Origin of the sequence: Pseudomonas sp. B21-047, assembly GCF_024748775.1 — a bacterium.
GTDB classification, from domain to species: Bacteria; Pseudomonadota; Gammaproteobacteria; order Pseudomonadales; family Pseudomonadaceae; genus Aquipseudomonas; species Aquipseudomonas capeferrum.
This window is the reverse complement of sequence record NZ_CP087169.1, coordinates 3,909,384-3,935,491: the sequence shown is the minus strand read 5'-3', so window position 1 is coordinate 3,935,491 and position 26,108 is coordinate 3,909,384. Positions and strand designations below refer to the sequence as shown.

Annotated in this window: 25 protein-coding genes and 1 pseudogene; 15 read left to right on the top strand and 11 right to left on the bottom strand. The window is 61.1% G+C overall.

Annotated features, from left to right (window positions below; translation table 11 throughout):
- Positions 1-8 precede the first annotated feature (8 nt).
- From LOY26_RS17890 to LOY26_RS27115, 4 genes are all read left to right on the top strand, one after another.
- Positions 9-1,232, top strand: coding sequence for a cation:proton antiporter (locus LOY26_RS17890; protein ID WP_258713952.1), 1,224 nt, complete (start codon positions 9-11; stop codon positions 1,230-1,232).
- 40 nt (positions 1,233-1,272) lie between these two features.
- Positions 1,273-2,136, top strand: a complete 864-nt coding sequence (locus tag LOY26_RS17885) for a DMT family transporter (RefSeq protein WP_186663220.1) — start codon at positions 1,273-1,275, stop codon at positions 2,134-2,136.
- An 86-nt stretch (positions 2,137-2,222) separates the two neighbouring features.
- Complete coding sequence (locus tag LOY26_RS17880; RefSeq protein ID WP_186657487.1) at positions 2,223-3,173, top strand: LysR family transcriptional regulator; 951 nt, start codon at positions 2,223-2,225, stop codon at positions 3,171-3,173.
- Between the two features lie 30 nt (positions 3,174-3,203).
- Positions 3,204-3,395 carry a rubredoxin gene (locus LOY26_RS27115; RefSeq protein ID WP_186657488.1) on the top strand — a complete coding sequence of 64 codons (192 nt, stop codon included), beginning with the start codon at positions 3,204-3,206 and terminating at the stop codon, positions 3,393-3,395.
- Between the two features lie 569 nt (positions 3,396-3,964).
- Here the strand turns inward: LOY26_RS27115 and LOY26_RS17875 are convergent.
- Entirely contained in the window at positions 3,965-4,258 is a 294-nt protein-coding gene (locus LOY26_RS17875) for an aminotransferase class I/II-fold pyridoxal phosphate-dependent enzyme (RefSeq protein WP_258713951.1), read from the bottom strand.
- Between the two features lie 382 nt (positions 4,259-4,640).
- Between LOY26_RS17875 and LOY26_RS17870 the strand changes: the two genes are divergently transcribed.
- Positions 4,641-5,189: a histidine phosphatase family protein gene (locus LOY26_RS17870; RefSeq protein WP_258713950.1), complete on the top strand. Its 549-nt coding sequence runs from the start codon at positions 4,641-4,643 to the stop codon at positions 5,187-5,189.
- Positions 5,190-5,205: 16 nt separating this feature from the next.
- On the opposite strand, the gene LOY26_RS17865 is transcribed toward LOY26_RS17870, so the two are convergent.
- Positions 5,206-5,991 (bottom strand): sulfite exporter TauE/SafE family protein, encoded by a 786-nt coding sequence (locus LOY26_RS17865; protein ID WP_186655227.1) that lies wholly within the window; start codon positions 5,989-5,991, stop codon positions 5,206-5,208.
- 132 nt (positions 5,992-6,123) lie between these two features.
- Complete coding sequence (locus tag LOY26_RS17860; protein ID WP_033699140.1) at positions 6,124-6,729, bottom strand: helix-turn-helix domain-containing protein; 606 nt, start codon at positions 6,727-6,729, stop codon at positions 6,124-6,126.
- Positions 6,730-6,844: 115 nt separating this feature from the next.
- Here LOY26_RS17860 and LOY26_RS17855 point away from each other — a divergent pair, with 115 nt between their 5' ends.
- The 3 genes from LOY26_RS17855 to LOY26_RS17845 all read left to right on the top strand — a co-directional run bounded on the left by LOY26_RS17855 (position 6,845) and on the right by LOY26_RS17845 (position 9,515).
- The gene (locus tag LOY26_RS17855) at positions 6,845-7,981 is read left to right on the top strand and encodes an FAD-binding oxidoreductase (protein WP_186663215.1); all 1,137 of its coding nucleotides are present in this window, start codon (positions 6,845-6,847) and stop codon (positions 7,979-7,981) included.
- Between the two features lie 12 nt (positions 7,982-7,993).
- Positions 7,994-8,368: a RidA family protein gene (locus LOY26_RS17850; RefSeq protein WP_186655217.1), complete on the top strand. Its 375-nt coding sequence runs from the start codon at positions 7,994-7,996 to the stop codon at positions 8,366-8,368.
- 82 nt (positions 8,369-8,450) lie between these two features.
- Complete coding sequence (locus LOY26_RS17845; RefSeq protein WP_258713949.1) at positions 8,451-9,515, top strand: hypothetical protein; 1,065 nt, start codon at positions 8,451-8,453, stop codon at positions 9,513-9,515.
- 68 nt (positions 9,516-9,583) lie between these two features.
- Here the strand turns inward: LOY26_RS17845 and mcpA are convergent, their stop codons facing one another.
- Positions 9,584-11,470, bottom strand: a complete 1,887-nt coding sequence (mcpA, locus tag LOY26_RS17840; protein ID WP_258713948.1) for a methyl-accepting chemotaxis protein McpA — start codon at positions 11,468-11,470, stop codon at positions 9,584-9,586.
- 139 nt (positions 11,471-11,609) lie between these two features.
- Positions 11,610-12,488: a LysR family transcriptional regulator gene (locus LOY26_RS17835; RefSeq protein WP_033699134.1), complete on the bottom strand. Its 879-nt coding sequence runs from the start codon at positions 12,486-12,488 to the stop codon at positions 11,610-11,612.
- 104 nt (positions 12,489-12,592) lie between these two features.
- On the opposite strand from LOY26_RS17835, the gene LOY26_RS17830 reads away from it, so the two are divergent.
- On the top strand, positions 12,593-13,021 hold the full coding sequence (locus LOY26_RS17830) for a PACE efflux transporter (protein WP_033699132.1): 429 nt from the start codon (positions 12,593-12,595) through the stop codon (positions 13,019-13,021).
- A gap of 18 nt (positions 13,022-13,039) precedes the next feature.
- Here the strand turns inward: LOY26_RS17830 and LOY26_RS17825 are convergent, their stop codons facing one another.
- The 5 genes from LOY26_RS17825 to LOY26_RS17805 all read right to left on the bottom strand — a co-directional run bounded on the left by LOY26_RS17825 (position 13,040) and on the right by LOY26_RS17805 (position 17,488).
- Positions 13,040-14,089, bottom strand: coding sequence for a hypothetical protein (locus LOY26_RS17825; protein ID WP_371856384.1), 1,050 nt, complete (start codon positions 14,087-14,089; stop codon positions 13,040-13,042).
- A gap of 77 nt (positions 14,090-14,166) precedes the next feature.
- Positions 14,167-14,847 (bottom strand): GntR family transcriptional regulator, encoded by a 681-nt coding sequence (locus LOY26_RS17820; protein WP_033699129.1) that lies wholly within the window; start codon positions 14,845-14,847, stop codon positions 14,167-14,169.
- Between the two features lie 16 nt (positions 14,848-14,863).
- Complete coding sequence (locus tag LOY26_RS17815) at positions 14,864-15,568, bottom strand: FadR/GntR family transcriptional regulator (RefSeq protein ID WP_033699128.1); 705 nt, start codon at positions 15,566-15,568, stop codon at positions 14,864-14,866.
- 45 nt (positions 15,569-15,613) lie between these two features.
- On the bottom strand, positions 15,614-16,924 hold the full coding sequence (locus LOY26_RS17810) for a C4-dicarboxylate transporter DctA (RefSeq protein ID WP_033699127.1): 1,311 nt from the start codon (positions 16,922-16,924) through the stop codon (positions 15,614-15,616).
- Positions 16,925-17,173: 249 nt separating this feature from the next.
- Positions 17,174-17,488, bottom strand: coding sequence for a helix-turn-helix domain-containing protein (locus tag LOY26_RS17805; protein WP_033699126.1), 315 nt, complete (start codon positions 17,486-17,488; stop codon positions 17,174-17,176).
- A 200-nt stretch (positions 17,489-17,688) separates the two neighbouring features.
- Between LOY26_RS17805 and LOY26_RS27110 the strand changes: the two are divergent.
- The 3 genes and pseudogenes from LOY26_RS27110 to LOY26_RS17795 form a co-directional block, all read left to right on the top strand.
- Positions 17,689-18,084 (top strand): annotated as a pseudogene (locus tag LOY26_RS27110) (PAS domain-containing protein); the annotation flags it as partial.
- 237 nt (positions 18,085-18,321) lie between these two features.
- Entirely contained in the window at positions 18,322-19,320 is a 999-nt protein-coding gene (locus tag LOY26_RS27105) for a methyl-accepting chemotaxis protein (RefSeq protein ID WP_371856383.1), read from the top strand.
- A 12-nt stretch (positions 19,321-19,332) separates the two neighbouring features.
- Positions 19,333-21,021 carry a bifunctional diguanylate cyclase/phosphodiesterase gene (locus LOY26_RS17795; protein WP_033699123.1) on the top strand — a complete coding sequence of 563 codons (1,689 nt, stop codon included), beginning with the start codon at positions 19,333-19,335 and terminating at the stop codon, positions 21,019-21,021.
- Positions 21,022-21,043: 22 nt separating this feature from the next.
- On the opposite strand, the gene LOY26_RS17790 is transcribed toward LOY26_RS17795, so the two are convergent.
- Positions 21,044-22,831 (bottom strand): sigma-54-dependent Fis family transcriptional regulator, encoded by a 1,788-nt coding sequence (locus tag LOY26_RS17790; RefSeq protein ID WP_227696249.1) that lies wholly within the window; start codon positions 22,829-22,831, stop codon positions 21,044-21,046.
- A gap of 223 nt (positions 22,832-23,054) precedes the next feature.
- Between LOY26_RS17790 and LOY26_RS17785 the strand changes: the two genes are divergently transcribed.
- From LOY26_RS17785 to LOY26_RS17775, 3 genes are read left to right on the top strand one after another with little or no spacing between them, the layout of a single operon-like run.
- Positions 23,055-24,149 carry an ABC transporter ATP-binding protein gene (locus LOY26_RS17785; protein WP_186655173.1) on the top strand — a complete coding sequence of 365 codons (1,095 nt, stop codon included), beginning with the start codon at positions 23,055-23,057 and terminating at the stop codon, positions 24,147-24,149.
- The gene (locus LOY26_RS17780) at positions 24,149-25,246 is read left to right on the top strand and encodes an ABC transporter ATP-binding protein (protein ID WP_258713947.1); all 1,098 of its coding nucleotides are present in this window, start codon (positions 24,149-24,151) and stop codon (positions 25,244-25,246) included. The genes LOY26_RS17785 and LOY26_RS17780 overlap by 1 nt, the downstream gene beginning before the upstream one ends.
- Positions 25,243-26,106 (top strand): carbohydrate ABC transporter permease, encoded by an 864-nt coding sequence (locus LOY26_RS17775; RefSeq protein WP_033699117.1) that lies wholly within the window; start codon positions 25,243-25,245, stop codon positions 26,104-26,106. Before LOY26_RS17780 ends, LOY26_RS17775 begins: the two co-directional genes overlap by 4 nt.
- Positions 26,107-26,108: the final 2 nt, after the last annotated feature.

Below are 26,108 nucleotides of genomic sequence, written 5' to 3'. Positions count from 1 at the left end.
GTGTTATTATGTCTAAGTTGATAGTTGTAATGTTGGTTTTATTGTTTGTGTGCGTGGTCTGTAGAAGGGCGGTAGTAGCGCTCGGACAACCTAGAGTGCTTGGTGATATAGTTACAGGTATGCTTATGGGGCCGGCTATATTTGACGCCTATCTACCAAGCATCTCATTCCGCATAGGCTTACCTGAAACTAGGGGGCTGTTGAATGCCCTTGGTGAGCTCGGCTTGATAATAATCTTAGTAGAGATATGCTGGCACGGTATTTCTCGAAGAGAAGGAGATCTCAGTAATAGTAAAATTGCTTTGGTTGCATTCTTTGGTGTTGTAACGTCTTTTGCTGTTGGTGGGGTTTTGGCCTTCTATTCTAGTGAGGATATGGGGTTGCAGCATACCCTGCTTGGTTATATTTTGTTTTGTGGTATTGCATTCTCAGTTACTGCGCTCCCTGTTCTGGTTTTGCTTCTGGATGATATTGCGATAGTTGAGGCTAAAGCAGGGCGCGTTGCTGTTGTTGCAGCAGTGTATACAGATGTTTTTGTCTGGTGTGCGTTGGCTGTTATTTCAATTGTGTTGGGCGCTGGGGTAGGAGGCGGCATTGCATTAAATTTTGGGGTTGGGCTTATTTATGTCGCGACTATGCTGCTTGTAGTGAGGCCGATAATAATGAAGTCCCAGTTAGTGGCTGGGCTTGGTGATGGTGTGAAGGTGGTGGTGACAGTTATAATTGTGCTTGGCTCCTCGCAGTTGACAGAATTTTTTGGGGTTCATAGCTCAGTTGGCGCTTTATTAGCTGCTTATGTGGTGGGTGATGTAGCTGGGGTCAAAGGTGCTTGGGATAAGTACCTGTTTGGTATCAGGCAGCTTGTTATTCCTATGTTTTTTATAGCTTCTGGGGGGATGATTTCTGTAAGTGGCCTTTCACAGGTGCATATTTGGTTCTGGTTATTCGTATTTTTATTGGGGGCCACAATTAGCAAAATTATCAGCTGCTATATTGCGGGATTACTTGTAGGCATGAGGCAGCGTGCGTCAATGCAGCTCGGGATATTAATGAGTACGAAAGGTACTGCTGAGTTGGTTGTGCTGGCTGTAGGATATCGAGAGGGGCTCTTGTCAGACGATTCCTATACTGTGCTATTGATCCTTTCTGTCGCATCCATGATGTTGACAGTTCCAATGTTGACCTTCTTAAATAGTTATTTTGGGCAGCATGGCGGATGTCCAAAGGGGTGACGATAATTCGCCTTTTGGCGCAACTTAAGAAGGTCGAAAAATGGATGTGATAATGGGGCTTGTGGCCGCTTTGTGTTGGGGGGTTACTGATTATCTAGTAGGAGTGAATGCGCGAACCTTTGGTGTGAAATATTCTGTATTCTTCAGTCAGTTGATAGGGTTTCTCATGCTGAGTGGTTTCGTATTCATCTCCAGCAGTGGGTTCTCATTCATCATTAGATTGCCTCTGGATGTTGTCCTTATATGTGCATCGGCCGCAATTCTAACCTTAATTGGTGCCGTTTCACTTACTAGAGCCTTCGAGCATGGAAGAATCGCAATAATTGCTCCGTTGGTAACGTCGTACGGTATTTTTACGACATTATTGGCGTGGATGAGTGGGGAGAATCTGACCTTTTACCAGATTCTTGGGTTAGGTGTGTGCGCGTTCGGTGTAATGCTTGTAGGGTTGGGGCATAAGTCTCATGGGTTTATGGGCAATAGGAAGGAGGGAGGTGCAATCTGCTTTGCTCTGATAGCTGCCATTCTTTATGGGAGCAGTTTCTGGGTCCAAGGAAACTACGCGTTGCCTGCTGTCGGTGCCGTGAATATGTTGTGGATGAGTTACTTGGTTGGAGCTTTGCTTCTGATGCCACTGGTTTTCAGTGTGAAGACTAAAAAAAGTATTGGGTTGAGTTCTTATGGGGCGCTAGGTGGCGCTAGTCTATTTAATTTAGGGGGGTTTACAGCTTTTTCATATGGAGCGCTCAGCGGGTCTGTTGCGATTGTGACAGTAATTAGTACGCTTTCAGGAGGGGTGGCTGCTGTTCTTGGTTACATATTTTATAGGGATAGATTAACTTTGTTGCAATGGCTGGGTATTGTCTTGGTCTTAGCTGGTGCGGTAGTGTTGCATTTGGTTTAATGGCTGGGTCTTGGGGTTTGTAAATTAGAGGTGAAGGCGGTGCGATGCAGTAGCGCCACATTTACATAAAAGTGAGTGGTCAAGAAATGGAATCTAAAGGCTACCTACCAAAAAGTCATGTTGATATTTTACCCTGCATGGCGACATTTGCTGTGGTTGTTGAAAGTGGGAGTTTTGTCGAAGCTTCCGTCAGGCTGGGTGTCACTGCCTCTTCAATTAGTAAGCAAATTACAAAGTTGGAGAGCGTATTATCTTTGAGGCTGCTAGAGCGAACGACGCGAAACTTGAAATTAAACCCGGAGGGAGAGGAGGTTTATGGGTACTGCAAAAGTGTGCTTGAATCGTCAGCTAATGTTTTTAGATTAAAGGATAAGCTTACAGATAACCCCCAGGGCTTGTTACGCATTGCAGTGACAAAATCATTGTATGCGGCGTGTAGTAAGTTGATTCCTGCTTTTTTGTCTCGATACAGAGAAGTGGATGTCCAAATGCTGTGTGGTGAAAGGTTTGACTTTATATCAGATGGCATTGATCTGGGAATAATAATAACTGATAGACCTCCGGAGGGCATGATCGCGCGCAAGCTCTGCGAGATTGACTTTGTGATTTGTGCGGCTGAAAATTATTTCAGGGAATCTAGTAGGCCTAATCATCCTTCAGACTTGACCTCGCATAGCTGTATTCCTTTCGTGGGGGACCCTGATAAACAATGTTGGAGATTCTCATCGGTCTCAGAAAGCTGTGATGTAGTAATTCCAGGTAGATATTTGTCAGAGTGTCCTGAGGCTACGTTAACTGCCACACTTTCGGGTGTTGGTATCTCGTGTTTGCCTGTGTGCTTGGCTGCAGAGGCAATTGGAGACAATAGGTTGCAGGTTTTGCTGCCTGATTGGGTTTTTAAAGGGGAACCACAGGGTACTGCATGGGTCGTTTATCAATCTGGAAAGTTTCTGTCGAAACGAGTTAAAGTCATGGTTTCATATCTTTTGAGTGAGCTCGCAGCCGCTAGTCAGGGTTGGAAAAAAACACGCTTATGAATCTTTCTTCTTTAGCGGGGTTGTGAAAATATGAAGGAAGGACGATATATTTGTCACAAGTGTTGGTATGAATATGAAGGGGTTCAGGTGTGCCAAGAGTCAGGCGTTTGGGTTGAAATAGATTTTATGGATCTCCCTGGTGACTGGGTGTGTCCGGATTGCGGAGTAAACAAAGCGTACTTTTCTAAATGTATGGTTGATACGAGTGGAGAGAGTGGATAGATCAAGCTCTATTTAACGTATGGTTAGAGATGCCTGGTCAATCTGTTGCTGTGGCTACCTTGCTTCTCGGTTTTCTTTCTAATATGTTGCAGGTTGAAACTTGAAATTATTGGATGTTTTAGGGGGGTGAGATCTGTAGTGAGTTTTTTGTTCCCAGCATCACCTTGGCAAACGCCTCGCGAACCGCTGTATGTCCCAACGCTCACACATAAGCCACGTTCGCCCAGCCAGGTGATCGTCTGTTCACCCAGGCGGGCGTTTTCGGCCTTGCGTTGGGGGACCAACTGGCGGTCTTACAGGCTGGCCAGGTCTGCCATCAGCGTGGGGGCAGCGGATAGATTCTGGCCGTCGTGGACTTCAAGACGTTTCAGCAGCGGCGGCTGAGCAATGGCCAGACTCAGGCCGCACCTGCCATGCCATAGAGTTTGCAGAAGGTCTGCAGTACCAGTAGCTCAGGCTATTCCTTGATCGCGCCGATGCAGATCTGGGCGTCGTTGAAATAAAGTTAGGCCTAGTCCGCTACATACCACGCTGCCGACCGGTTTATGCGTGAGCAATCGTTCGATGGCCTAGCGTGGTGTCAAACTACCAGTTGGGTTGTTGGGGTTGCACAGGCAGATTAGCCCCGGTGAGCGGTCGGCCGCGAGCATAGCGTCTATGTCGTGAGCGTGGCTGGAGTTCAGGTTGATGCTGTGCACAGTGGTACCACGACCTTCGGCGGCTTGCGCCGTCGCTTCATAAGACGGTTCGGCCACCACCAGGCTGCGCGTCCCGGTAAATACCATCACCGCATGCTGCTGGGCCAGTTTGGAGCCACAGAACCCCTGCTCCTCGTCCAGGCCCATGCTAGCCGGCGAATACATCAATCAGTCGATACAGTGCGTAGTAAGGATAGCATCTGTACAGGCTGATACCCTCGCTCATCGCCTGGCGGGCTGCCGAGTTTGGGGCCAACGGGCTTTCGTTGTAGTTGATACATACCGGGCGAGGGCTGGCAGCCGTTGGGGCTTCACTGGCCCAACTTAGCTAGCCGAGCAGCGGTAGGGACATGCACAGGCCTACCAACGATCGACGTGTCATATCGGTCATGCAGCAACTTCTTTGTTTTCTAAGGGTACAGCAGGGGAAGATCCGTCTGAAAGGCACTTACTAGTGGCAAATAGCCTAGGTGGTGCATCTTGTTGCAGAAAAAAACATCATCGCATACTAAACCATTCGCCCCCGCCTGCCATGAAGGAAGCACCGGTGAAAGCCATTCGCCTGACCCTTGTTTGTCATGCCCTGACTCAAGCCCAGAAGACCGGGCGCTTGCCCACGCCCAAAGACGGCATGCTGGCGCTGGTGCAGCCGCCTGTGGCAATCGGGCCTGCTATGCAGGTACTGACAGCGCCGGAGCGCCGAGCTTGCGAGACGGCGGCTTGGTTATCGGCGCAGACACAGGCGCGTGTTGAGCCTGCGTTGGCAGATTGCGACTTGGGGCAGTGGCAGGGGCTGTCGCTCAAGCAGTTGCAGGTGGAGCAAGCGCAGGCGCTGTGCGAATGGTTGGGCGATCCGCACAGCGCGCCCCATGGCGGGGAGTCTTTTGCACAACTGTGCCAGCGCGTGGCGGCCTGGCTGGCGGCGTTCGACACGCCGGGCGAATGGTTGGCAGTGACCCACCCTATGGTCATCCGTGCCGTGCTGGTACAGCTGTTGGGGTGCCCGTTGAGCACCCACCAGCGCATCGATGTGCTGCCGCTATCGCGCCTTGAACTCAGCTTTACCGGGCAGTGGCGGCTGCGTCTGGGCGCCTAGCGGCGGCAAGCGTGGTTCAGAACGCCAGCTTGTAGCCGATCATCAGCAGCATCGCCGCCAGGCAAGGGCGCAATACGCGGTCGGAAATGCGCCCGGTGAGGTGGCTGCCCATGTAGATACCCGGCAGCGAGCCGAGCAGCAGGTAACCCAGCAACGACCAGTCCATGTTGCCCATGCCGGCGTGGCCCAGGCCCGCGACCAGGGTCAGCGGCACAGCATGGGCGATTTCGGTGCCGACCAGGCGGCGGGTGACCAGGAACGGGTACAGCAGGAACAGTGCCACGGTGCCCAAGGCACCGGCGCCGATGGAGGTGAGGGTGACCATGACACCCAGCACCACGCCAGTGAGCACGGTAAGCGTGTTCAGGCTGCGGTCGCTGAGGTGGTAGTGATCACCGGCATGGCGGCTGGCGAAGGCCTGCAGGCGCGACTTGAACAGAATGGCCAGTGCAGTGAGGATCAACACCACCGCCAGGCCCTGTTTGATGATGGCGTTGAGCGCCGAGGTGTCCGTGTGCAGGGTGCTGAGGAACCACAGGGTGATGGCGGCGGCGGGTACGCTGCCCAGGCTCAGCAGGCCAGTGATTTTCCAGTCGATGTTCTTGTTGCGGGCATGCACCCAGACGCCACTGGCCTTGGTGATGGCGGCATACAGCAGGTCGGTGCCGACAGCGGTGGCCGGGTTGATGCCAAACCACAAGAGGATAGGGGTCATCAGCGAGCCGCCACCCACGCCGGTCATGCCGACGATGAAACCTACAACCAGCCCGGCAAGGGTGAAACCGAAAGAACCTACATCCATACGCTACTCGACTGCCCAACTTTGCCCGTTATCGGATAGAAGCCAGCATATAGAATTTTTTATAGCCAAATAGACTTGTTCGTTATTAGGTTATAACCGCGTGGCGTCTGCACAGGTGCGTGAAAGCGCGCCTTAACGGTCTGTCATGACCACCATCACATGCGCATCCCCGCCATCCTCGCTTTCCGACAGATAGATATGCCCCACCTGGCTGTTGAAGTACGCGGTCTCCTGCGGGCCGATGCTGACCGCTTCCCCGGTCTCGAACTCGATACGCACACGCCCGCAGATGACCAAGGCGAACTCCTGGCCAGGATGGCGGATAAAATCGTCGAACTGCCCGCGTTCGCGGGCGATGATGCGGGCATAGGCCGGGGTCATGCGGCGCTCGGGGAAGGCGCCGGCAATCGGGTGATAGTCGTAGGTGCCGGTCGCGTAGCCCGCAACGGCCGCCAGTGAATCAACCACCACCGTCACCGGTACTGGCGTATCGGCCGTGCCGCTGGCACGAAACAACTGGGCGATATCGACATTCAGGGCGCGGGCGGCGGCGGCCAGTTTTTCGTAACTGACCGAGACTTGGGCGAGCTCCATTTTCGACAACGTCGACACCGGCACGCCGCTGGCTTCTGACAACTGCTTGAGGGTCAGCTGGCGGGCCTTGCGCACCTGGCGCAGGCGCCTGCCTACGGCGGCGCGGTCTAGCAGGGGCAAAGCATCGGGGCGGTCATCGGGCATTCGGTGCACTCGGCATACGGCGTTGGTCGGGCATATTACCTTGGACACTTGCGCATCTCTAAATTCTCATATATTAGAATTCTCATAAATGATAATTATAGGGGCAGGAGCGCGCATGACCACGATCTACGACACCTTGATCATTGGCGCCGGAATCGCCGGCGCCTCGCTGGGCTATCGCCTGGCGGGCCAGCAACGGGTGCTGCTGCTCGAGCGCGAGTCGCAACCGGGCTACCACTCGACGGGGCGCTCGGCCGCGATGTTCATGGAGGCCTACGGCACCCCGCAGATCCAAGCCCTGACCCGCGCCAGCCGCGCGTTCTATGAAACGCCGCCACAAGGCTTCTGCGAACACCCCCTGCTTGAACCGCGCGGCTGTCTCTATGTCGCCAGCGTCGAGCAACGGCAACTGCTCGAACAGGCCCACGCGCAGAACTTGGCCAACGGCACCGACGTCAGCCTGCTCGACCGCGATGCGGCCCTGGCCCTGGTGCCGAACTTGCGCGCTGAAGTACTGGCGGGCGCGGTGCTGGAGCCGGGCGCCATGGACCTGGACGTGCACGCGCTGCACCAGGGTTTTTTGCGCGGCTATCGCGCTGCCGGCGGCGAGCTTCGCTGCAATGCCGAGTTGGCCCAGGCCTGCTACCTCGACGGGGTATGGCAGGTGCAACTGAGCGATGGCAGCCATCTCCAGGCACGTCGACTGGTCAATGCCGCCGGTGCCTGGGCCGACCGTGTCGCCGAGCAGTGCGGCGTTGGCCCCATCGGCCTGCAACCGTGCCGGCGCAGCGCCTTCACCTTCCCAGGCCCGGCAGACCAGGACTTCGCCCGCTGGCCGGCGGTGATCGGCGTTGACGAGAGCTTCTACTTCAAGCCCGACGCCGGCCAGCTGCTTGGTTCGCCGGCCAACGCCGACCCGGTCGAACCCCAGGACGCTGCGCCCGAGGAGCTCGATGTGGCACTGGGCATCTACAACATCGAAGCCATGACCACGCTAAGTATCCGCCGCCCGAGCCACAGCTGGGCCGGTTTACGTTCATTCGTAGCCGATGGCGACCTGGTGATCGGTTTCGATGCGCGCAGCCCCGCGTTCTTCTGGCTGGCGGCACAAGGTGGTTATGGCATCCAGTCGGCCGCAGGGGCTTCACGCCTGGCGGCCGACCTGCTGCTCGGTCAGCCGCTGTGCCCTAGCCTTGTCCGCCAGGGGGTGGCGCCCGAGCGCTTGTCCCCGGCACGTTTCCAGCAACCTTGAAAGGAGCTACTCATGAGCAATGACATCCAGCGTTTCCCCAGCAGCTTGCCGTTTCCGTTTTCGCGTGCGGTGAAGGCGGGCGGTTTTCTGTTCCTGTCCGGGCAGGTGCCGATGAGTGCCGGCGGTGAAGTGGTACGGGGGGATATTCAGACCCAGACCCGCGCTGCCTGCGAGCGCATCGGCGAAAGCCTGGCGGCCTGTGGGGCGAGTTTCGACCAGGTGGTGAAGGCCACGGTGTGGCTTTCGGACATGAGCCACTTTGCGGGTTTCAACGAGGTTTACAAAGCGTACTTCGGCGCCGCGTTGCCTGTGCGCTCGACGGTGGCCTCGGCATTGGCACTGGGGGTCGATGTAGAAATCGAAGTGCAGGCGTTTATCGGGGAGTGACAGGTCGCCCTGGCAAGGCCGCTTCTGTACAGGAATGCGTGGCGCTCAAACACACCTAACAACAATAAATACAGAGGTTCACATGCAAGAGCAGCTGAAAATCGCCGGCGCCTTTGTCGGCGTGATCGTAGGGGCGGGCTTTGCTTCGGGGCGGGAACTGCTGTTGTTCTTTGTCGATTTCGGGGTCTGGGGGTTGGTTGGCGCGATGGTCAGCGCCGCCTTGTTCACTTTCCTCGGCATGGCCCTGGCGGGGTTGGGCAACCGCCAGCGGGCCACGTCGCACAAAGATGTGATCCAGGCCATCTGTGGCCGTCACCTGGGCCTGTTCGTCGATTGGCTGATCACCTTCTTCATGTTCGCCGTCACCGTGGTCATGCTGGCCGGTGGCGGTGCTTTGCTGGAGCAGCAGTTCGGCATCCCGGCATTGACCGGCAGTGTGCTGGTAACGCTCGTGGTGGTGGGCATCGTGTGCCTGGACGTGCGCAAGGTGATCCTGGCCATCGGCGCGATCACCCCGTTGCTGATTCTGGTGGCTTCGGCGATTGCACTGTATGCCGTGTTCACCCGTGAACAGAGTTTCGCCGACCTCGACCACCTGGCCAGCCAGCAGCAGGCAGGCACGCGCCATTGGCTGCTGGGCGCGTTTCTGTATGTGTCCTACAACATCGTTGCCGGTGCGCCGATCCTGGCCATTCTGGGGGGCTCGGCCAAAGGCGAGAAGACGGCGGTATGGGGTGGCTTGCTGGGGGGCGCGGCGCTGGGCGGCTTGATGCTGGTGATGACCGCCGGGCTGTTGTCACGCCTGGACAGTGTCGCCGACCTGCCGATGCCGATGCTGTCGATCGCTAATGAGGTGTCGCCGGTGTTGGGGGTGGTGATGTGCCTGATCATCTTCGGCATGATCGTCAACACGGCGGTGGGGACGATGTTCTCGTTACTGTCGCGGCTGGTGCCGGCGGGTACGGCGAAGTTTCGCTGGGGCTCGGTGGTGACCGGGGTGGTGGCGTTCGGCTGCAGCCTGGTGGGGTTCATCAGCTTGGTGGGCGAGGTGTATCCGCTGTTTGGGTACCTGGGGTTTGTGCTGATGGCGGCGGTGTTGGTGGCTTGGGTGCGGCGGGGTAAGGCTGCGAAGGTGGTGGTGGTGTAGGGGCTGCTTTGCAGCCCATCGCGACGCAAGGCCGCTCCTACAGGAGCGGCCTTGCGTTACAGCGGCACTCAGATTCTGAAGCTGCCTACCAGCTGCTTCAAGCGGCCAGCCTGTTGGGCCAGTTGATCGCAGTGCAGCAATGTTTCGTTCAGGTTCTCGACGCCTTGCTGGTTGAGGGCGTTGATCTGGGTAATGTCCAGGTTGAGGCTCTCGACCACGGCGGTCTGTTCTTCGGTGGCAGTGGCCACTGACTGGTTCATGCCGTCGATCTCACCGATACGCTGGGTCACGCTGGCCAGGCGCACGCCGGCCTGGTTGGCCACCTGCACGGTCTGCTCGCTGGAGACCTGGCTGGTGTTCATGGTATGCACCGCCTCGCGTGAACCCACCTGCAGGCTGGTGATCATGCGGTGGATTTCTTCGGCCGATTCCTGGGTGCGGTGCGCCAGGTTGCGTACCTCGTCGGCGACCACGGCAAAGCCTCGGCCGGCCTCACCGGCACGGGCTGCCTCGATGGCAGCGTTGAGCGCCAGCAAGTTGGTCTGCTGCGAGATGCCCTTGATCACATCGAGGATCTTGCCGATCTCATCAGTGCTGGCATTGAGCGTTTCGATCTGCGCGCAGGACTCGCTGATGCGCTGCGACAGGGCGGTCATGGCACTGATCGCTTCCTCGACCACTTCGCGGCCGCCATGGGCCTGCTCGCTGGCACCGCTGGCATGCTGCGAGGCGTCGGCCGCGTTGCGGGCGATCTCCTGGGTGGCGGCGCCCAGCTCGTTGATCGCCGCCGCCACGCTGTTGGTGCGCATGCTCTGTTCTTCGGAGCCGGTGATCGAAGCGTTGGAGGCACTGACGACCTTTTCCGACAGGTCATGCACCAGGCGGGTGGCCGAGGACACTTCGCTGATCGAGGCATGGATGCGTTCGACGAAGCGGTTGAACGAGGTGGCCAGTTCGCCGAACTCGTCCTTGTTCTGCACGGCCAGGCGGCGGGTCAGGTCGCCTTCGCCTTCGGCGATGTCGCGCATGGCACGGCCCATGGTGGTCAGCGGTTGCATCAGCACCGGGATCAGCAAGCCCAACAGGCCGGCGATGGCCGCTACGGCGATGAGCATGGCGATGATTGCCGACGTGCGGAACTGGTCAAGGGCGGCGTAGGCCTTGTCCTTGTCGATCGACAGGCCGATGTACCACTGTGCGGAAGGCAGGCCGGAAACCGGCGCGAAGGAGATGAGGCGCTGCTGGCCGTTGAGGGTGACATCTTGCATGCCCGACACGACGCGCAAGCCACTGCCAGGGTAGATGTCCTTGAGGTTTTTCATCACCTGGTCTTTATCGGGGCTGACGATTACCTGGCCATTGCTGTCGGCAAGGAAGGCGTGGCCGATGCCGCCGAAATCGACCGAGTTGATGATCTCTACCAGGGTATCGAGGGTGACGTCACCGCCTACCACGCCGATCAGCTCGCCATTGGCCTTGCTTTTCACAGGGGTGGCAATGGTCACCACCAGGCCGCCGACGGCGCCTTGGTAGGGCGGGGTCAACACGGTTTGCCCGGCGCTCGCCGCGGTGCTGTACCACGGGCGCTGGCGGGGGTCGTAACCGGCGGGCATCTGCGCGTCGGGGCGCTGGGTGAATGCGCCGTTGGCCTGGCCCAGGTAGGTGAACAAGAAATTGCGCGTGTAAGAAGGCTGCTCGATAAACCCGGCCAGGGTGTCACCGGCACCTTGCTGGCCGATGTCCTGGGCCAGGTTTTCCAGCACCAGGATGCGCCCGCTCATCCAGTTCTGCACGCTGCTGGCGGTTAGCTCACCGGATTGCTGCACCGAAGACTCGATGTTCTGGCGAATGGTGTTGCGTTGCAGGTAGTCGTTGTAGAGCGTGAACAGGGCAAAAGCCAGGACCACGACGCCGCAGGCGCTGAGCAGGATCTTGTGGCGAAATTTCAGGTTCATGTTTCGAGACCTTGGGCCAATGAGGGGAGGGCGTAGCGCGCTCATGACGCGCTGCGCCCTGTCGATTGGCTATCGGCTTGCGGGTTAAAAAATTGAAACACTTGGCGAAATTTCTTTAGGACGTTTCGACGAACGGCGTTCAACGCATGGACAGCTGCTCAATCAACAAACGCGCCGCCTGCTGCAGCGGCTGCTGCTTGCGCCACAAAAGGTGCACGGGTAACTGCAACTCGTTGCGGGTATTGCGAAAGCCCAGCCGCACCAGGCGCCCGGCCGCTAGCAGCGGTGCGATGCGCGAGAGTGGCAGGTCCCCCCAGCCGAGGCCGGCCTCGACCATCTGCAGGGCGACATCGAAGCTGTCGGTGGACCAGTGCGTGGCACCAATCAGGGCGCGCGGGTCAGTCAGCGGCAGGTCGCGGCTGCGCACCAGGATCTGGCGCACGTTGATCAGGTCTTCGAGGTAGTGAACGCGGTCTTCGAGCACGGCCGGGTGCGCGGGTGACAGCGTTGCCACCAGCGATTCCATGCCGATGTGCTGAAAGCCGCGACGGGCATCCACCTGCAGGCCGGCGAAGGCCACGCAGAGGTCGGCGCGGCCACTGTCGAGCAGGTGCAGTGCGTCTTCCTGCGGGGCGCTGAGCAGTGCGATGTCGAGCAACGGGTAGCGCTCACCAAGCTGGGCGATGGCGGCCAGCAGCGGGCGATGGTCGATGTCCGGGATCACGGCGATGGTCAGGCTGCTCTCAAGCCCTTGGGACAGCTCCAGGGCATGTACTTGCAACAGCCCGAGCTGTTCGGCGATCAGCCTGGCATGGGGCTCCAGGGCCAAGGCTTGGGCGGTCGCGCGGACTTCGCGCGGGCCACGTTCAAACAGGCTGTAGCCGAGCTCTGCCTCCAGGTTGCCGATGGCCATGCTCACCGCCGAGGGCACGCGGTGCAACGCGCGCGCGGCCGCAGAGAACGAGCCGCGATCGAGCACGGCGAGAAACAGCTGGATATTGTCGCTGGAAAAGTTCATGGCAGCCTCCTGTCAGTTGATCTGACAGCTGCTGACTTTTACTGTCAAGAAGATTGAAGCATTCTCCCGCCCCATCGTTGTTAGTCAAATAGAGGTAAAACGGGGTGCAGGGCGTTAAACGCAAATTGGTCTACGTGACGTTTTATGAATTGATCGGGCTGTGCATGTCGACCCTCGGGCTGGCGTATCTGTCAGACACTGAGGCGTCCCACACCGGGCCACTGGCCGTGATGATCACCACCATCGCCATGCTCTGGAACCTGATCTACAACACGCTGTTCGAGCGCTGGGAGAGCCGCCAGGCCAAGCGCGGGCGCAGCGTGGGGCGGCGTGTGGCACATGCCATCGGGTTTCAGCTGACCTTGGTGGTGTACTTGATTCCGCTGATTGCCTGGTGGCTGGGCATGAGCCTGGTGGAGGCGTTTGTGGTGGACCTGGCATTCATCATTCTGGTGCCGTGCTACACCTTTGCCTACAACTGGGCGTTCGACCGGATTTTCGGTTTGCCCCGCTCGGCGCTGGCCACTGCCTGAGGCCGGTACCGCTAACCGCTACGGCGGCAGGCGTATCAACAGTGGCGTCTGCTTCTGTTCTGCCTGCGGCTCCACGGGCTCCACCGGCCGCGGCGCGCTGGCCAGCAGGTTGTCCTCGACCTGCCCTGACAGGTAATAGACGCCGGCCATCGCCCCGCTCTGGCGGTTTTCCATCAGCTCCTGCCATTCCTGGTTCAGCGCGACATTGAGGATCACCCGCAACTGCTCGACCATCTGCGGTTGCTCACGGTCGTGGGTGATCATGCCGTAGCCTGCCGCCGCCACCGAGATCATCGCCCCGGCCACCTTGCCCACCGCCGAAGCCACGGCGCTGGCAATGCCGCGCGGGGCCAGGGTGGCACCGAGTTTCTCGCTGGCCCGCGTGGCCACCGATGACAGCCCCACGTCGGTCTGCCCAGGCCCTTTGCTGGCTTGCTCGTGCAGATGCTGGCGCATGGCTTGCCAGGCCGGTTGCTGGTCCAGCGACTTGGCGCGCAGCAGTTGATAGAGGCTGGCGTTGCGCGCATCGGGTGGGCCCAGGGCGATGGCGGGTATGCGATTGAGGCGTTGGCTGAGTTGCTCGGGCGGCGCGTTGTAGCGGGCGATGATGGCCGGCAGTTGCTGGCCGAGCAACTGCACATACAGCTCACAGGCACGGTCGCGGATGCCCTCCGGGTTGATCTGCTCGGCCACCGGCTCGATCACCCGCTCGTGGTACTGCTCCTGAAGGTACAGCGCCAGGCGTTTTTGCGCAGGCTCGCGGCCTTCACCGCTGTCGAGCTTGTACCAGGCCACCTTGAGGGTCAGCCATTGCTGGGTCCAATAACCGGTGAACCATGGGATGAACTCACTTTCGGTACGTTGCTGCACCTGGTCCTTCCACACCCGCATGGAGCGTCGGGCATAGTCGTTGGCAGAACCTGCAGCGCCCACCGAGGCATCGATCAGGTCCTGATCGATGCGCTGCCACGTGGCCGGGGTCAGCACCGCGGCAGGTGGCGGGGCAGGCGGACGCTTGCCCGCGCAGCCGCCGAGGGCCAACAGCAGGCAAAGCAGCAGTAACGGCATACGCGAGCTCACGCGGCCGCCTCCCTGGGTAGAGGCTGGGGTGGTTTCTCGAGTATAGGGCGGCCTTGAAAAAAACCTCAGCCCAGGTCGAGTTTGTCTTGCAGCCGGTCAAGATGCTCATGCATCAATGCCAGCGCCGCCGCCGCATCCCCGGCTTCCACCGCATCGATGATCGCCGCATGCTCTTCCCAGGCGCAGTGGTCGCAGCAAGGTGATTCGTAGCGGGCAATGATCAGCGAAGTCATCGGCACCAAGCCGTTGAGGAACCGCGCCAGTGGCGCGTTGGCGGCGACCTGCGCGAGCTTCAGGTGAAACTCGCCGCCCAGGCGGATGGCCGCGCAGCGCTCACCACTTTCATGGTGCTGGCGCTCGCGCTCGACCAACAGGCGCAGCTGGCGGATCTGTGCCGGCCGCGCGCGCTGCGCAGCCAGGGTAATCAAGGTGGTTTCGGCCAGGCGCCTGGCACTGAGCACCTGGCGCGCCTGGTCTGGGTCGGGGGCGGCCAGGTGCGCAGTGTGGCTGGGGCGCTGGACCACCACCTGCTGGTCCGACAGGCGGCCGAGCACCCGACGGATCACCGTGCGGCTTACCCCAAAGGCATGCCCCAGGGCTTGCTCGGGCAGCAGGGCGCCGGGTGGCAGGCGCTGTTCGAGGATCGCGTCGAATAGCCGTGGGTAGATCTGGTCGGCCGACAGGCGAGTTTCGCCAGCGACGAGCAGGGCAGGCAGGTGGGGGGCGGCGTGGGCGCTGGCGGTCATGGTCGCTCTCCTGGGGTCAAGGGCGTGGGTGTTCGTCCGGGATGTTCAGCTGGATGCCCATGCGCTGGCCTTCGGCAAGGATGTGCTGACGCATCTGGGCACTGGCCTCGGCGCTGTTGCGTTCGCGGATGGCGCGCACCACGGCATTGCTTTCCTTCAGCCGCGCGGCCAGGTGCTCGGGCGAATTGCGCAGCATGTCGGCGCTTTGCTTGAGGGCATTGCTGGTCTGTTGCACCACGCTCTGGAAGATCGGGTTGGTGGTCAGGGCGAACAGCGCCTCATGCAGCGCGATGTAGGCTTTTACTCCGGCTTCGCTGTCATCGGCGTCCAGTGCTTCGCGCATGTCCATCAGCGTCAGGCGCAGTTGGCCGATGTCGTGGCTGTTGGCCGACTGCGCCACCAGGCCGACGATGAAGGGTTCGAGGGTGTAGCGCAGCTCCAGCACATCGGCCAGGCTGGCCGACGCGCTGGTGTCGATGCCCGGCTCCGGCAGGGCGGCGTCGGCATCCAATACCAGTACGCCTTTACCCGGTAGGGCGCGCACCAGGCCCAAGGTTTCCAGCACGGTGACGGCCTCGCGCAGGCTGGGGCGGCTGATGCCCAGTTGTTCGGCCAGTTCGCGCTGGCCCGGCAGCATGTCGCCAGAACGCCATTGGCCGCGGGCCAGGGCCTGGCGCAGTTTTTCCACCACAGAGGTGACGACGGTTGATGAGCTGATCACGGTTCGCTCCTGGAAGGGCCGGCGTCCAACGCCGGCCTTGTTCGATCAGAATTCCTGTTGATGGGCGTTGGGCTGCTTGCGGGGTGTGTGGGCAAAACCAGGTTTGCCAGCGAGCACGTTCTGCGCGCGTTCCAGGTCGATGTCCTTTTCCCAGCGCGCGATGGCCACGGTGGCCACGCAGTTGCCGATCAGGTTGGTCAGTGCCCGCCCGATCCCCATGAACCAGTCCACGGCCAGCACCAGCACCAGGCCTACTACCGGGATGGCCGGCACAGCGGTCAGGGTGGCGGCGAGGATCACCAACGCCGAGCCTGGGATGCCATGAGCACCCTTGGAAGTCACCAGCGATACCAGCAGGATGGTCAGCAGGTCGGTCATCTCCAGTGGCGTGCCGGTGGCATTGGCGATGAACACGATGGCCAGGGTCAGGTAGATGGAGAAGCCGTCGAGGTTGAACGAGTACCCGGTCGGGATGACCAGGCCGACGGTGGAGCTGCCAATGCCCAGGTGCTCGAGCTTGCGCATGATCTGTGGCAGCACGGCGTCGGACGAGGCGGTACCAAGAACGATGGTCAGTTCTTCGCGCAGGTATTTGATCAGGGGCAGCAGTTTCAGGCCCGACACGCGCATGACAGTGCCCAGCACGACCAGCACGAAGCCGGCGCAGGTCAGGTAGAACAACGCGACCAAGCCACCCAGGTGTTGCAGCGATTCCAGGCCATATTTGCTGGTGGTGAAGGCGATGGCGCCGAACACACCGATCGGCGCCAGGCGCACGATCATGCCCATGATGCGGAAGATCACGTGGCTGAGTTCGTTGATCAGCCGCGAAATGCCCGCCGCCGAGTCGCCCACCAGGTTCAGCGCGCTGCCGAACAGCACCGAGAACAGCAGCACCTGCAGGATGTTGTTGTCAGCGAAGGCACCGACTACCGAGGTCGGGATCAGGTCCATGAAGAACGCGGTGGCACCGTGGATGTGCTGGCCGCGCTCGGCCAGGCCGTTGGCATCGGCGCTGGACAACTGGTCCAGGTGGATGTTGGCGCCGCTACCGATGCCGCTGCTGAAGGCGAATACCAGGCCGATCACCAAGGCGATGGTGGTCAGCACTTCGAAGTAGATGACCGACTTCAGGCCGATTCGCCCGACTTTCTTGAGGTCGCCCGCACCGGAAATACCACTGACCACGACACAGAACACGATCAGGCCGATGAGCATCTTGATCAGCTTGATGAAGCCGTCGCCGAGGGGTTTGAGTTGCAGGGAGAGGTCGGGGAAGCTGAGGCCGCAGGCAATGCCGAGGGCAAGGCCCAGCACAACTTGCAGGAAGATCGAACGCGAGCACCATTTGAGCATGGGAGTGATCTCTGATCGGTGTCCTTGCTTCGATGCCGCGAGGGTCAAAGAGCGCAGGACTTAATTATTGTGGTCTTACCGGTTTGTTCAGCGCGAGGCCATAAAAGCGCGAAAAATCCTACATTGCAAGGGTTTTTGGCCTTACCGGTCTGACCAGTTGTGGTGCAATCGGCCCTGCCAGGCTCTAATTCGGTGCGTTGCCATTTGGTCGGGGCTGCACAGTTCGCCCCAAGAAAGGGAAGAATCAGATCAGGGTTTGGCCAATACCTCGTCCACTGCTGCAATCAGCTTGCCAAGGTCTTTGGGTGGGGCGTTGTGGATGACACCGAACAGGTAGGCGCGCTGCTCCTCTTCGTCGTCCGGTTCGGCGAAGAAGTCCTTGGGTTTGACGCCCAGCACGCCGGCGAACGCCATGAGCGCATCAACGCTGGGGGTATAGGTGCCGGTCTCGAAACGGCTGATAGTCTTGGGGTCGAAGCCGGTTCGCTCGGCGAATTGTGCCTGGGTCAGACCCGCCAGCTTGCGGTAGCGACGCAGGGCAAACCCCAGAGCTGATCTCGTCATCACTTAATTCCCATTTAGAATCAAGAACTTAACGATATCTATCCGCATGGCGCAACGCCATGATTGATCACCTTTGTTGGATTTATGTGATGGATTTCGTAGAATTCGCCACTTGACCGGACAGTCATCATCGAGTCTCCAGTGTCATTCGGCCTCATGCCGGTGTGGCTGGAAGCACATGTGCACATTTGAGCGGATCGATGCGGATCGGTTCCGATGGCCATCGATGGGCAGAGTGCCGGTTCGTCAGTGAATGGAGTCTCATCGTGCGCCTCAATCTCCCGGTAACCCCGGTCGAGCAACGTTTCCCCTCGGGTCAGCGGCTTATTTCCGCCACCGACACCACCAGCCTGATTACCTACTGCAACCCAGAGTTTGCCGCCATCAGCGGCTACAGCGAGGCCGAACTGATCGGCAGCCCGCACAACCTGGTGCGCCACCCGGACATGCCCGCAGCGGTGTATGCCTTGATGTGGCGCCACCTGAAAGCCGGCAAAAGCTGGATGGGTATCGTCAAGAACCGCTGCCGCAACGGTGACTACTACTGGGTCAATGCCTATGTCACGCCGATCCTTGAAGGGGGCCGGGTCATTGGCTACGAGTCGGTGCGGGTCTGCCCGACCCGCGAGCAGGTGCGTCGTGCCGAGGCATTGTATGCGCGCTTGCGCCAAGGCCAGGCGCCGCTGTCGAACGCCCGCCGCCTGGCGCTGCTGGCCCAGGCCTTGGCGTTGCCACTGCTGGGCGGGGTGTTGGCGGTGGGCGCCAACCAGCTCTTGCCGGGCTGGCCAGGGCAGGGCGTGACCCTGGCCTTGTTCGCCGCCTACGGCCTGTGGATGCGCAACGACCTGGGCCGCCAACTGCGGCGGGTGATCCGGGGCGCTGAAGGGACCTTCGCCGACCCGACCGCCGCCTTGACCTACAGCGACTTGCCCGGTGCGGCTGGGCAACTGCAACTGATCCTGATCGGTGAAGAAGCCCGCCTGAAGACCGCGTTGACCCGCCTCAGCGATCTCGCCACGCAGATGGCGGTGGCCGCCCACGATGCCGGGCGGTTGTCGCGCGGCACTGAAACGGCGCTGCTGGAACAGCGCGCCGAAACCGACCTGAGCGCAACCGCCATGACCCAGATGACTGCATCGATCGGTGAGGTGGTCAACCATGTGCAGCTCACCGCAGCCGAGGCGCAAACCGCGCACCTGCTGGCCGAGCAGGGCAGCCGCGTGGCCGACGCCAGCGGCACGGCCATTCGCGCCTTGGCCGGCACGGTGGACCAGATCAATCAGGCGGTCACCCACCTGGCCGGCCAGACCGGTGCCATCGCCGAGGCTGCCGGGATGATCCGTGGCATTGCCGAACAGACCAACCTGCTGGCCCTCAATGCCGCCATCGAGGCCGCCCGTGCCGGCGAGCAGGGCCGCGGCTTTGCCGTGGTAGCCGATGAAGTAAGGGCGTTGGCCGACAAGACCCGGCAGTCGACGTTGCATATCCAGGCCATCATCGACGGCCTGCGCAGCGGCGCCGAGGACGCCGTGGCCATTGCCAGTCAAGGTATCCAGGGTGCCGAACAGGGCGTAGCCCAGGTGCAGGAAGCACAGCAGGCACTGCACGGTATTCGTGCAGCGGTGCAGCGTATCAGTGACATGAGCCAGCAGATGGCCACGGCCTCGCAGCAGCAGTCTGCCGTGGCCGAAGAGGTGTCGCGGCAGATCAACGGTGTGGCGGGTATTGCCCAACACAGCGCCCACAGTGCCAACGCCGCCGCCTCGCGCGGTGCCGAGCTGGAAGAGGTGTGCGCAGGATTACGCGCCCTCGTGGAGCGCTTCAACCGCTAGGGCAGGATGCTTATGGACGATAACTACCGTGCGGCCGTGGACGCGGCCGCGATCTTTTCCGAAACCGACCTGCGTGGCTGCATTACCTATGTCAACCAGCAGTTTTGCAGCATCTCGGGTTACAGCCGGGACGAACTGCTGGGCGCCAACCATCGCATTCTGAACTCCGGCCTGCATGAGCCGGAGTTCTTCGAGGGCATGTGGCGGGCACTGGCCGCCGGCAAGGTGTGGAAGGGCGAGATCTGCAACCGTGCCAAGGACGGTTCGCTGTACTGGGTGGACAGTACCATGGTGCCGCTGGTCGACCCCGCGACTGGGAAGGTACGCAAGTATGTGTCGATACGTTTCGATGTCACCGAGAAGCGCCAGCTGCTGCATACCCTGCAGTGGCGGGTGGGCCACGATGTGCTGACGGGCCTGCCCAACCGCGCCTTCCTGTCCGACTTGCTCAACCAGGCGTTGGCTTTTTCGCGTCGCGAGGACATACCGCTGGCCGTGTGCATGCTCGACCTGGATGGCTTCAAGGCGGTCAACGATGGTTACGGGCATGCCACGGGTGACCTGTTGCTGGTCGAAGTGGCGCAGCGCCTGAAAGGTATCTTGCGCGGTGGGGATGCCGTCGCCCGGTTATCGGGTGACGAGTTCGTGTTGATCCTGCGCAATGTCGGTGACGACCGTCAGCTGGATGCGGCCCTGCGCCGTGTGTTGCGCGCGCTGTCGACCCCGTATGTGGTACGTGAACACACCCTTTCGCTAAGCGCCAGTATCGGCGTCACGCTCTACCCGCTCGACGATGAGGATGCCGATACACTGGTGCGCCACGCTGACCAGGCCATGTACGTGGCCAAGCAGCGGGGGCGCAACCGCTATCACCTGTTCGATGTGTCCCAGGAGCAGGAGCTCAAGGCCACCCACCAGACTGTGGCGCGGGTACGTCGGGCACTGCGCAATAGTGAGCTGTGCCTCCACTACCAGCCCAAGGTCAATTTGCGCAGCGGCCAGGTGCTGGGGTTCGAGGGTTTGTTGCGTTGGCAAAGGCCGGGTCGTGGCCTGGTGCCTCCCGGTGAGTTCCTGCCCTGGGTGGAGCAGACCGACTTGATCATCGAGATTGGCGAATGGGTGATCGACCAGGCGTTGAGCCAGCTGCAGGCCTGGCAACGACTGGGGCAGCCTTGGTCGCTGAGTGTCAACATCGCGGCGCGGCATCTGCAGCGCAATGATTTCGTCGAGCGCCTGGAGCAGTTGCTGGCAGCGCATGCGGGGGTTGACCCGACGCGGCTGGACCTGGAAATCGTCGAGTCGGTGGCCATCGACAACCTGCAGCATGTCAGCCGCTGCCTGGATGCTTGCCGGGCCCTGGGCGTGCGCTTTTCGCTGGACGATTTCGGCACCGGTTATTCGTCGCTCAGCTACCTCAAGCGCTTGCCCACCCAAACCATCAAGATCGACAAGTCATTCGTGCGCGACATCCTTCATGACCAGGACGACCTGGCCCTGACCGGGGCGGTGATCGGGCTGGCGCGGGCGTTTGGCCGCGAGGTGATTGCCGAAGGCCTGGAGAGTGTCGAGCACGGGCGGGTGTTGATGGCGCTGGGCTGTGAGCTGGCGCAGGGCTATTGCATTGCCCGGCCGATGCCGGCGAGCGAGGTGGTGGCGTGGGCGCAAGGCTATCGGCAGCCCGAGGCCTGGCGCGGCGGTTGATGGTTGAGAGGCCGATACAGGCTTACAGGTGGGAGGGTTCCAGCCCCTGTTCGCGCAGGCGTTTGTACAGGGTGGTGCGGCTGATGCCCAGCAAGCGCGCCAGCGCAGAAATGTTGCCGTCGCAGGTGTTCAGCAGGTGGGCCAGGTCAGTGGCGGGCGTTTGCGTCGCTGCGACCTGCGGGCTTGGCGTGAGTGCTCTGGCCTGGGCAAGGAAGCACGCTGAAAAGTGCTCGATGCCGATTGGCTGCGTGCCGGCCAGGGCCAGGGCTACCTGCAGTACGCTGTTGAGTTGGCGCAGGTTGCCCGGCCAGGGATGGTGCAACAACAGTTCAAGGGTGTTGGGGGGTAATTGCCGTGGTTGCCCGGGGGCGAGATGCCGGGCGTGCACCTGCTCGATCAGCGCGCGCCGATCACTGCGTTCGCGCAAGGCCGGCAAGCTGAGGGTCAGCCCGGCTACCCGGTAGTAAAGGTCTTCGCGAAATCGACCGGTACGCACGGCGTCGGCCAGGTCGCGATTGCTCGCCGATACCACGCGGATGTCTACGGTCACTGGCTCGCCGCTGCCCAGGGGCTGAATGCTGCGTGATTGCAGTACGCGCAGCAGTCGGGCCTGGGTCGGCAGTGGCATGTCGCCGATTTCGTCGAGAAACAGAATGCCGTGATCGGCCTTGCGGATCAGCCCGGGGTTGCCCTTGTGATGAGCGCCGGTGAAGGCGCCTTTGTCATAGCCGAACAGCTCCGACTCGACCAGCTCGGCGGGGATTGCCGCGCAGTTGACGGCGATCAGCGGCTGGCCGGCGCGGCTGCTGGCGCGGTGCAGGGCCTCGACGAAGACTTCCTTGCCCACCCCAGTTTCACCCTGGATCAATACCGGGATGTCCTTTTCCAGTAGCAGGCTGGCTTGGTCCAAGGCTTTGCCCAGGCGCGGGTCACCGTGACCGGGTGACGTGGGTGTGGGGCCGTGGCGGGGCGGTTGCCATTGGCAGTGGAAACGGTGGCGGCCGGCCGCCTGCAGGGCAAACGGCTGTTGCTGGGGCTGGGCCAGCAACTGCTGCAAGGGGGTTTGGAACAATTGTTCGAGGTTCTGCCGCAGCGGGTTGCCGCCGAGCAGGCTGTCGGCCCGGTGATTGGCCGCGAGCACCTGGCCGCGCTCATCGAATACCAGCAAGCCCGCCCAAGGGCTGTCGAGGTTGTCGCAGGCGCTGTTGAACAGCAGCTGGGCGTGATGGTCGCCATGCTGCGCCAGGATCAACCGGTTCTCCAGACTCTGGCCCATCATGCGCACCAGGCCGAGCGTCTGGCTGGCGGGCAGGTAGCCGTCGCTGGCCACATCGAGCGCGCCGACCAGTTGCCGCTCGGCATCGAACACCGGCGCAGCGGCGCTGCACAGGTAGCGGTTCTGCTGCAGAAAGTGTTCATCCTGGCCAACGTGGATCGCTTCGGCGCAGACCAGCGCAGTACCCAGGGCATTGGTGCCCACGCCGCGTTCGAGCCAATGGGCGCCTGCGCTGAAACCATGGCGTTGACGCGGGTCGACGAAGCGTTGCGAACCCCAGGTGTCAAGCAGGCAACCACTGGCGTCGGCCAGCATCACCAGGTAGCTGGCGTTGCCCAGCAGGTGTGCATAGTGTGGCAGCACTTCATCACGGGTCAGCCGCAACAGCGCATGGCGCCGCTCCAGCAGGCTGTTCAGTTCGGTTACGGTCAGGCAATCGAAGTCGGGTGCACGCTGAGGTTGCAGGCCATGCTCGCGGCATCGCGCCCAGGACGCCTGGATCAGTTGGGCATGGGGCGAAGCGGATGCGGCCATGGGCCTGTCCTGTGTGTTTGTTGTTATCAGTCGACCGCTGTTCAGTGTCGTCCACGGTTGTTCATTGTCAAACCCACGCCTGTTCAGCTGTTCAGGGCAGGTGTTCAGGTGTGAACGGGCAATGGCAGGCCCTGGCAGGTTAAGGCGCGGGCCAGAGCGATCAGGCAGGGCTGGCACGAAACTGGCTGTGCCCTGCGCACAACAATCAAGAAAAGGCCACGCCATGTCCCTGGTGCTGGAGCAGGTCAGCCGCAGTGTCGACAACCAGGCTTGCATCGTCGATGCGTCCCTGCGTTTCGAGCCGGGGTCGTTCAACGTGCTGCTGGGCCGCACCTTGGCCGGCAAGACCAGCCTGATGCGCCTGATGGCGGGGCTTGACCGACCGGACCGGGGCCGCGTGCTGATGGCCGGCAGCGATGTCACCGGGGTGCCGGTGCGCCAGCGCAACGTGTCGATGGTGTATCAGCAGTTCATCAATTACCCGACCCTGAGCGTGTACGAGAACATCGCTTCACCCCTGCGCCAGGCACGCCTGGCCGAGGCAGAGGTGCGCCGACGGGTACAGGAAACCGCCGAAATGCTGCGCATCGAGGCTTACCTGCAGCGCTTGCCGCTGGAGTTGTCCGGTGGCCAGCAGCAACGCACGGCGATGGCCCGGGCGCTGGTCAAGGATGCTTCGTTGATCCTGTTCGACGAGCCGTTGGTCAACCTCGATTACAAGCTGCGCGAAGGCCTGCGCCAAGAGCTGCGGGCGTTGTTCGCCCAGCGCAACTGCATTGCCGTCTATGCCACCACCGAGCCCAATGAAGCGCTGGCGCTGGGCGGTACCACAACGCTCTTGCACCAGGGGCGCATTGTGCAGAGCGGCCCAACCACGGCGGTCTATCAGCAGCCCAGCAGCGTGCTGGCCGCCGAGCTGTTTTCCGAACCCCCCATCAACCTGATACCCGGGCGCATCGCGGGCAATGAGGTGAGCCTGGCGCAGGCGGTGCACTTTGCCCGCAACGCCGACCTGCAACGCCTAGGCGAAGGTGACTACCGCTTTGGTGTGCGCCCCAGCCACATCACCCTGGTGCCGACCCATGACGATGACCTGGAGCTGGCGGTACTGGTGGAGCTGGCCGAGATCAGTGGCTCGGAAACCTTCCTCCATGTGCGCAATGAGCACTGGCGGATGACCCTGCACTTGCCGGGCGTGCACGAGTACCAGGTGGACACGCCGATCAGGGTGTTCATCCCCACGCACAAGCTGTTTGTCTTCGACAATGCCGGGGCCTTGGTACAGGCCCCGGGCCTGCGCCAGGCAAGGCGTCGTTGATGGCCGAGATCCGTCTGCGCCAGCTGGCGCACAGCTACAGCCGCCAGCCGGCCTCGGAGGCAGACTACGCCTTGCACGCGCTGGAGCACGTGTGGGAGCAAGGGGGTGCCTATGCCTTGCTCGGGCCTTCGGGTTGCGGCAAGTCGACCTTGCTCAACATCATCTCGGGGCTGCTTACGCCTTCTCACGGCGAAGTGCTGTTCGACGGCAAGCCGGTCAACGCGCTGTCGCCGCAGGCGCGCAACATTGCCCAGGTGTTCCAGTTTCCAGTGGTGTACGACACCATGACGGTCTTCGACAACCTGGCGTTCCCGTTACGCAACCAGGGGGTGGACGAGGGCAGGGTGCGAGCACGGGTGGAGGAGATCGCCGAGGTGCTCGACCTGTCCGCCGTGCTGAAAAAGAAGGCGCGCAACCTCAGCGCCGACGAGAAGCAGAAAGTCTCGATGGGCCGTGGCCTGGTACGCGAAGACGTCTCGGCGATCCTCTTCGACGAGCCTTTGACGGTGATCGACCCGCACCTGAAGTGGAAGCTGCGGCGCAAGCTCAAGCAGATCCATGAGCAGTTCAACATCACCATGATCTACGTCACCCACGATCAGCTGGAGGCCTCGACCTTCGCCGACAAGATCGCGGTGATGCACGCTGGGCGCATCGTCCAGTTCGCAACCCCGCGCGAGTTGTTCGAGCGGCCACGTCATACCTTTGTCGGCTATTTCATTGGCAGCCCGGGCATGAACTTCATCGACGTGCACGCCGAAGCCGATGGGGTGAGCTTCGGCGGCCTGCACCTGGCATTGCCCGATGGCTTGCGCGAACGCTTGGCGGCAACGGGAGGTGGGCGCCTGCAAGTAGGGATACGGCCGGAGTTCGTGCAGCTCTGGGACACCCCGCTCGACCACGCCTTTGCGGTGCAGGTGCTGGATGTCGAAGACCTGGGCACCTACCGCATCGTCACCTTCACGCTCGGCGGTGCCACGCTCAAGGCGCGCCTGGGCGAGGACCGCCCACTGCCGGTGGGCCAGGCCTGGGTGAGCCTGCCCAGCCAATGGCTGATGCTCTACGTCGATGATGTACTGCTGGAGCCCGGGCCATGAACAAGGTGCGCAACAACAAGGCCTGGTGGCTGGTGCTGCCGGTGTTCACGCTGGTGGCGTTCAGCGCGGTGGTGCCGATGATGACCGTGGTCAACTATTCGGTGCAGGACATCTTCGATCAGTCCAATCGCTATTTTGTGGGGGCCGACTGGTACCGCCAGGTACTGCGTGACCCTGCCCTGCACGATGCCCTGCTGCGCCAGTTCATCTATTCAGGCTGCGTGCTGCTGATCGAGATTCCGCTGGGGATCGCCATCGCCCTGACGATGCCGACCAAGGGCCGCATGGCGTCGATCTGCTTGATCGTGATGGCCATTCCGCTGCTGATCCCGTGGAACGTGGTCGGCACCATCTGGCAGATCTTCGGCCGTGCCGACATTGGCCTGATGGGCGCCGCGTTGGCCAAGCTCGGGGTCAACTACAACTATGCCAGTGACCCGTTCGACGCCTGGCTCACGGTGTTGGTGATGGATGTCTGGCACTGGACGTCGCTGGTGGCGCTGCTGTGTTATTCGGGCTTGCGGGCCATACCCGATGTCTATTACCAGGCTGCCCGCATCGATCGGGCGTCGGCCTGGGCGGTGTTCCGCCACATCCAGCTGCCGAAGCTCAAGAACGTGCTGTTGATCGCAGTGATGCTGCGTTTCATGGACAGCTTCATGATCTACACCGAGCCGTTCGTGCTGACCGGTGGCGGGCCCGGCAATGCCACCACGTTCCTTAGCCAGACCCTCACGCGCATGGCGGTAGGGCAGTTCGACCTGGGGCCGGCTGCGGCATTTTCGCTGGTGTACTTCCTGATCATCCTGCTGGTGTCGTGGCTGTTCTACACCGCCATGACGCACGCCGACAAGGACTAGGC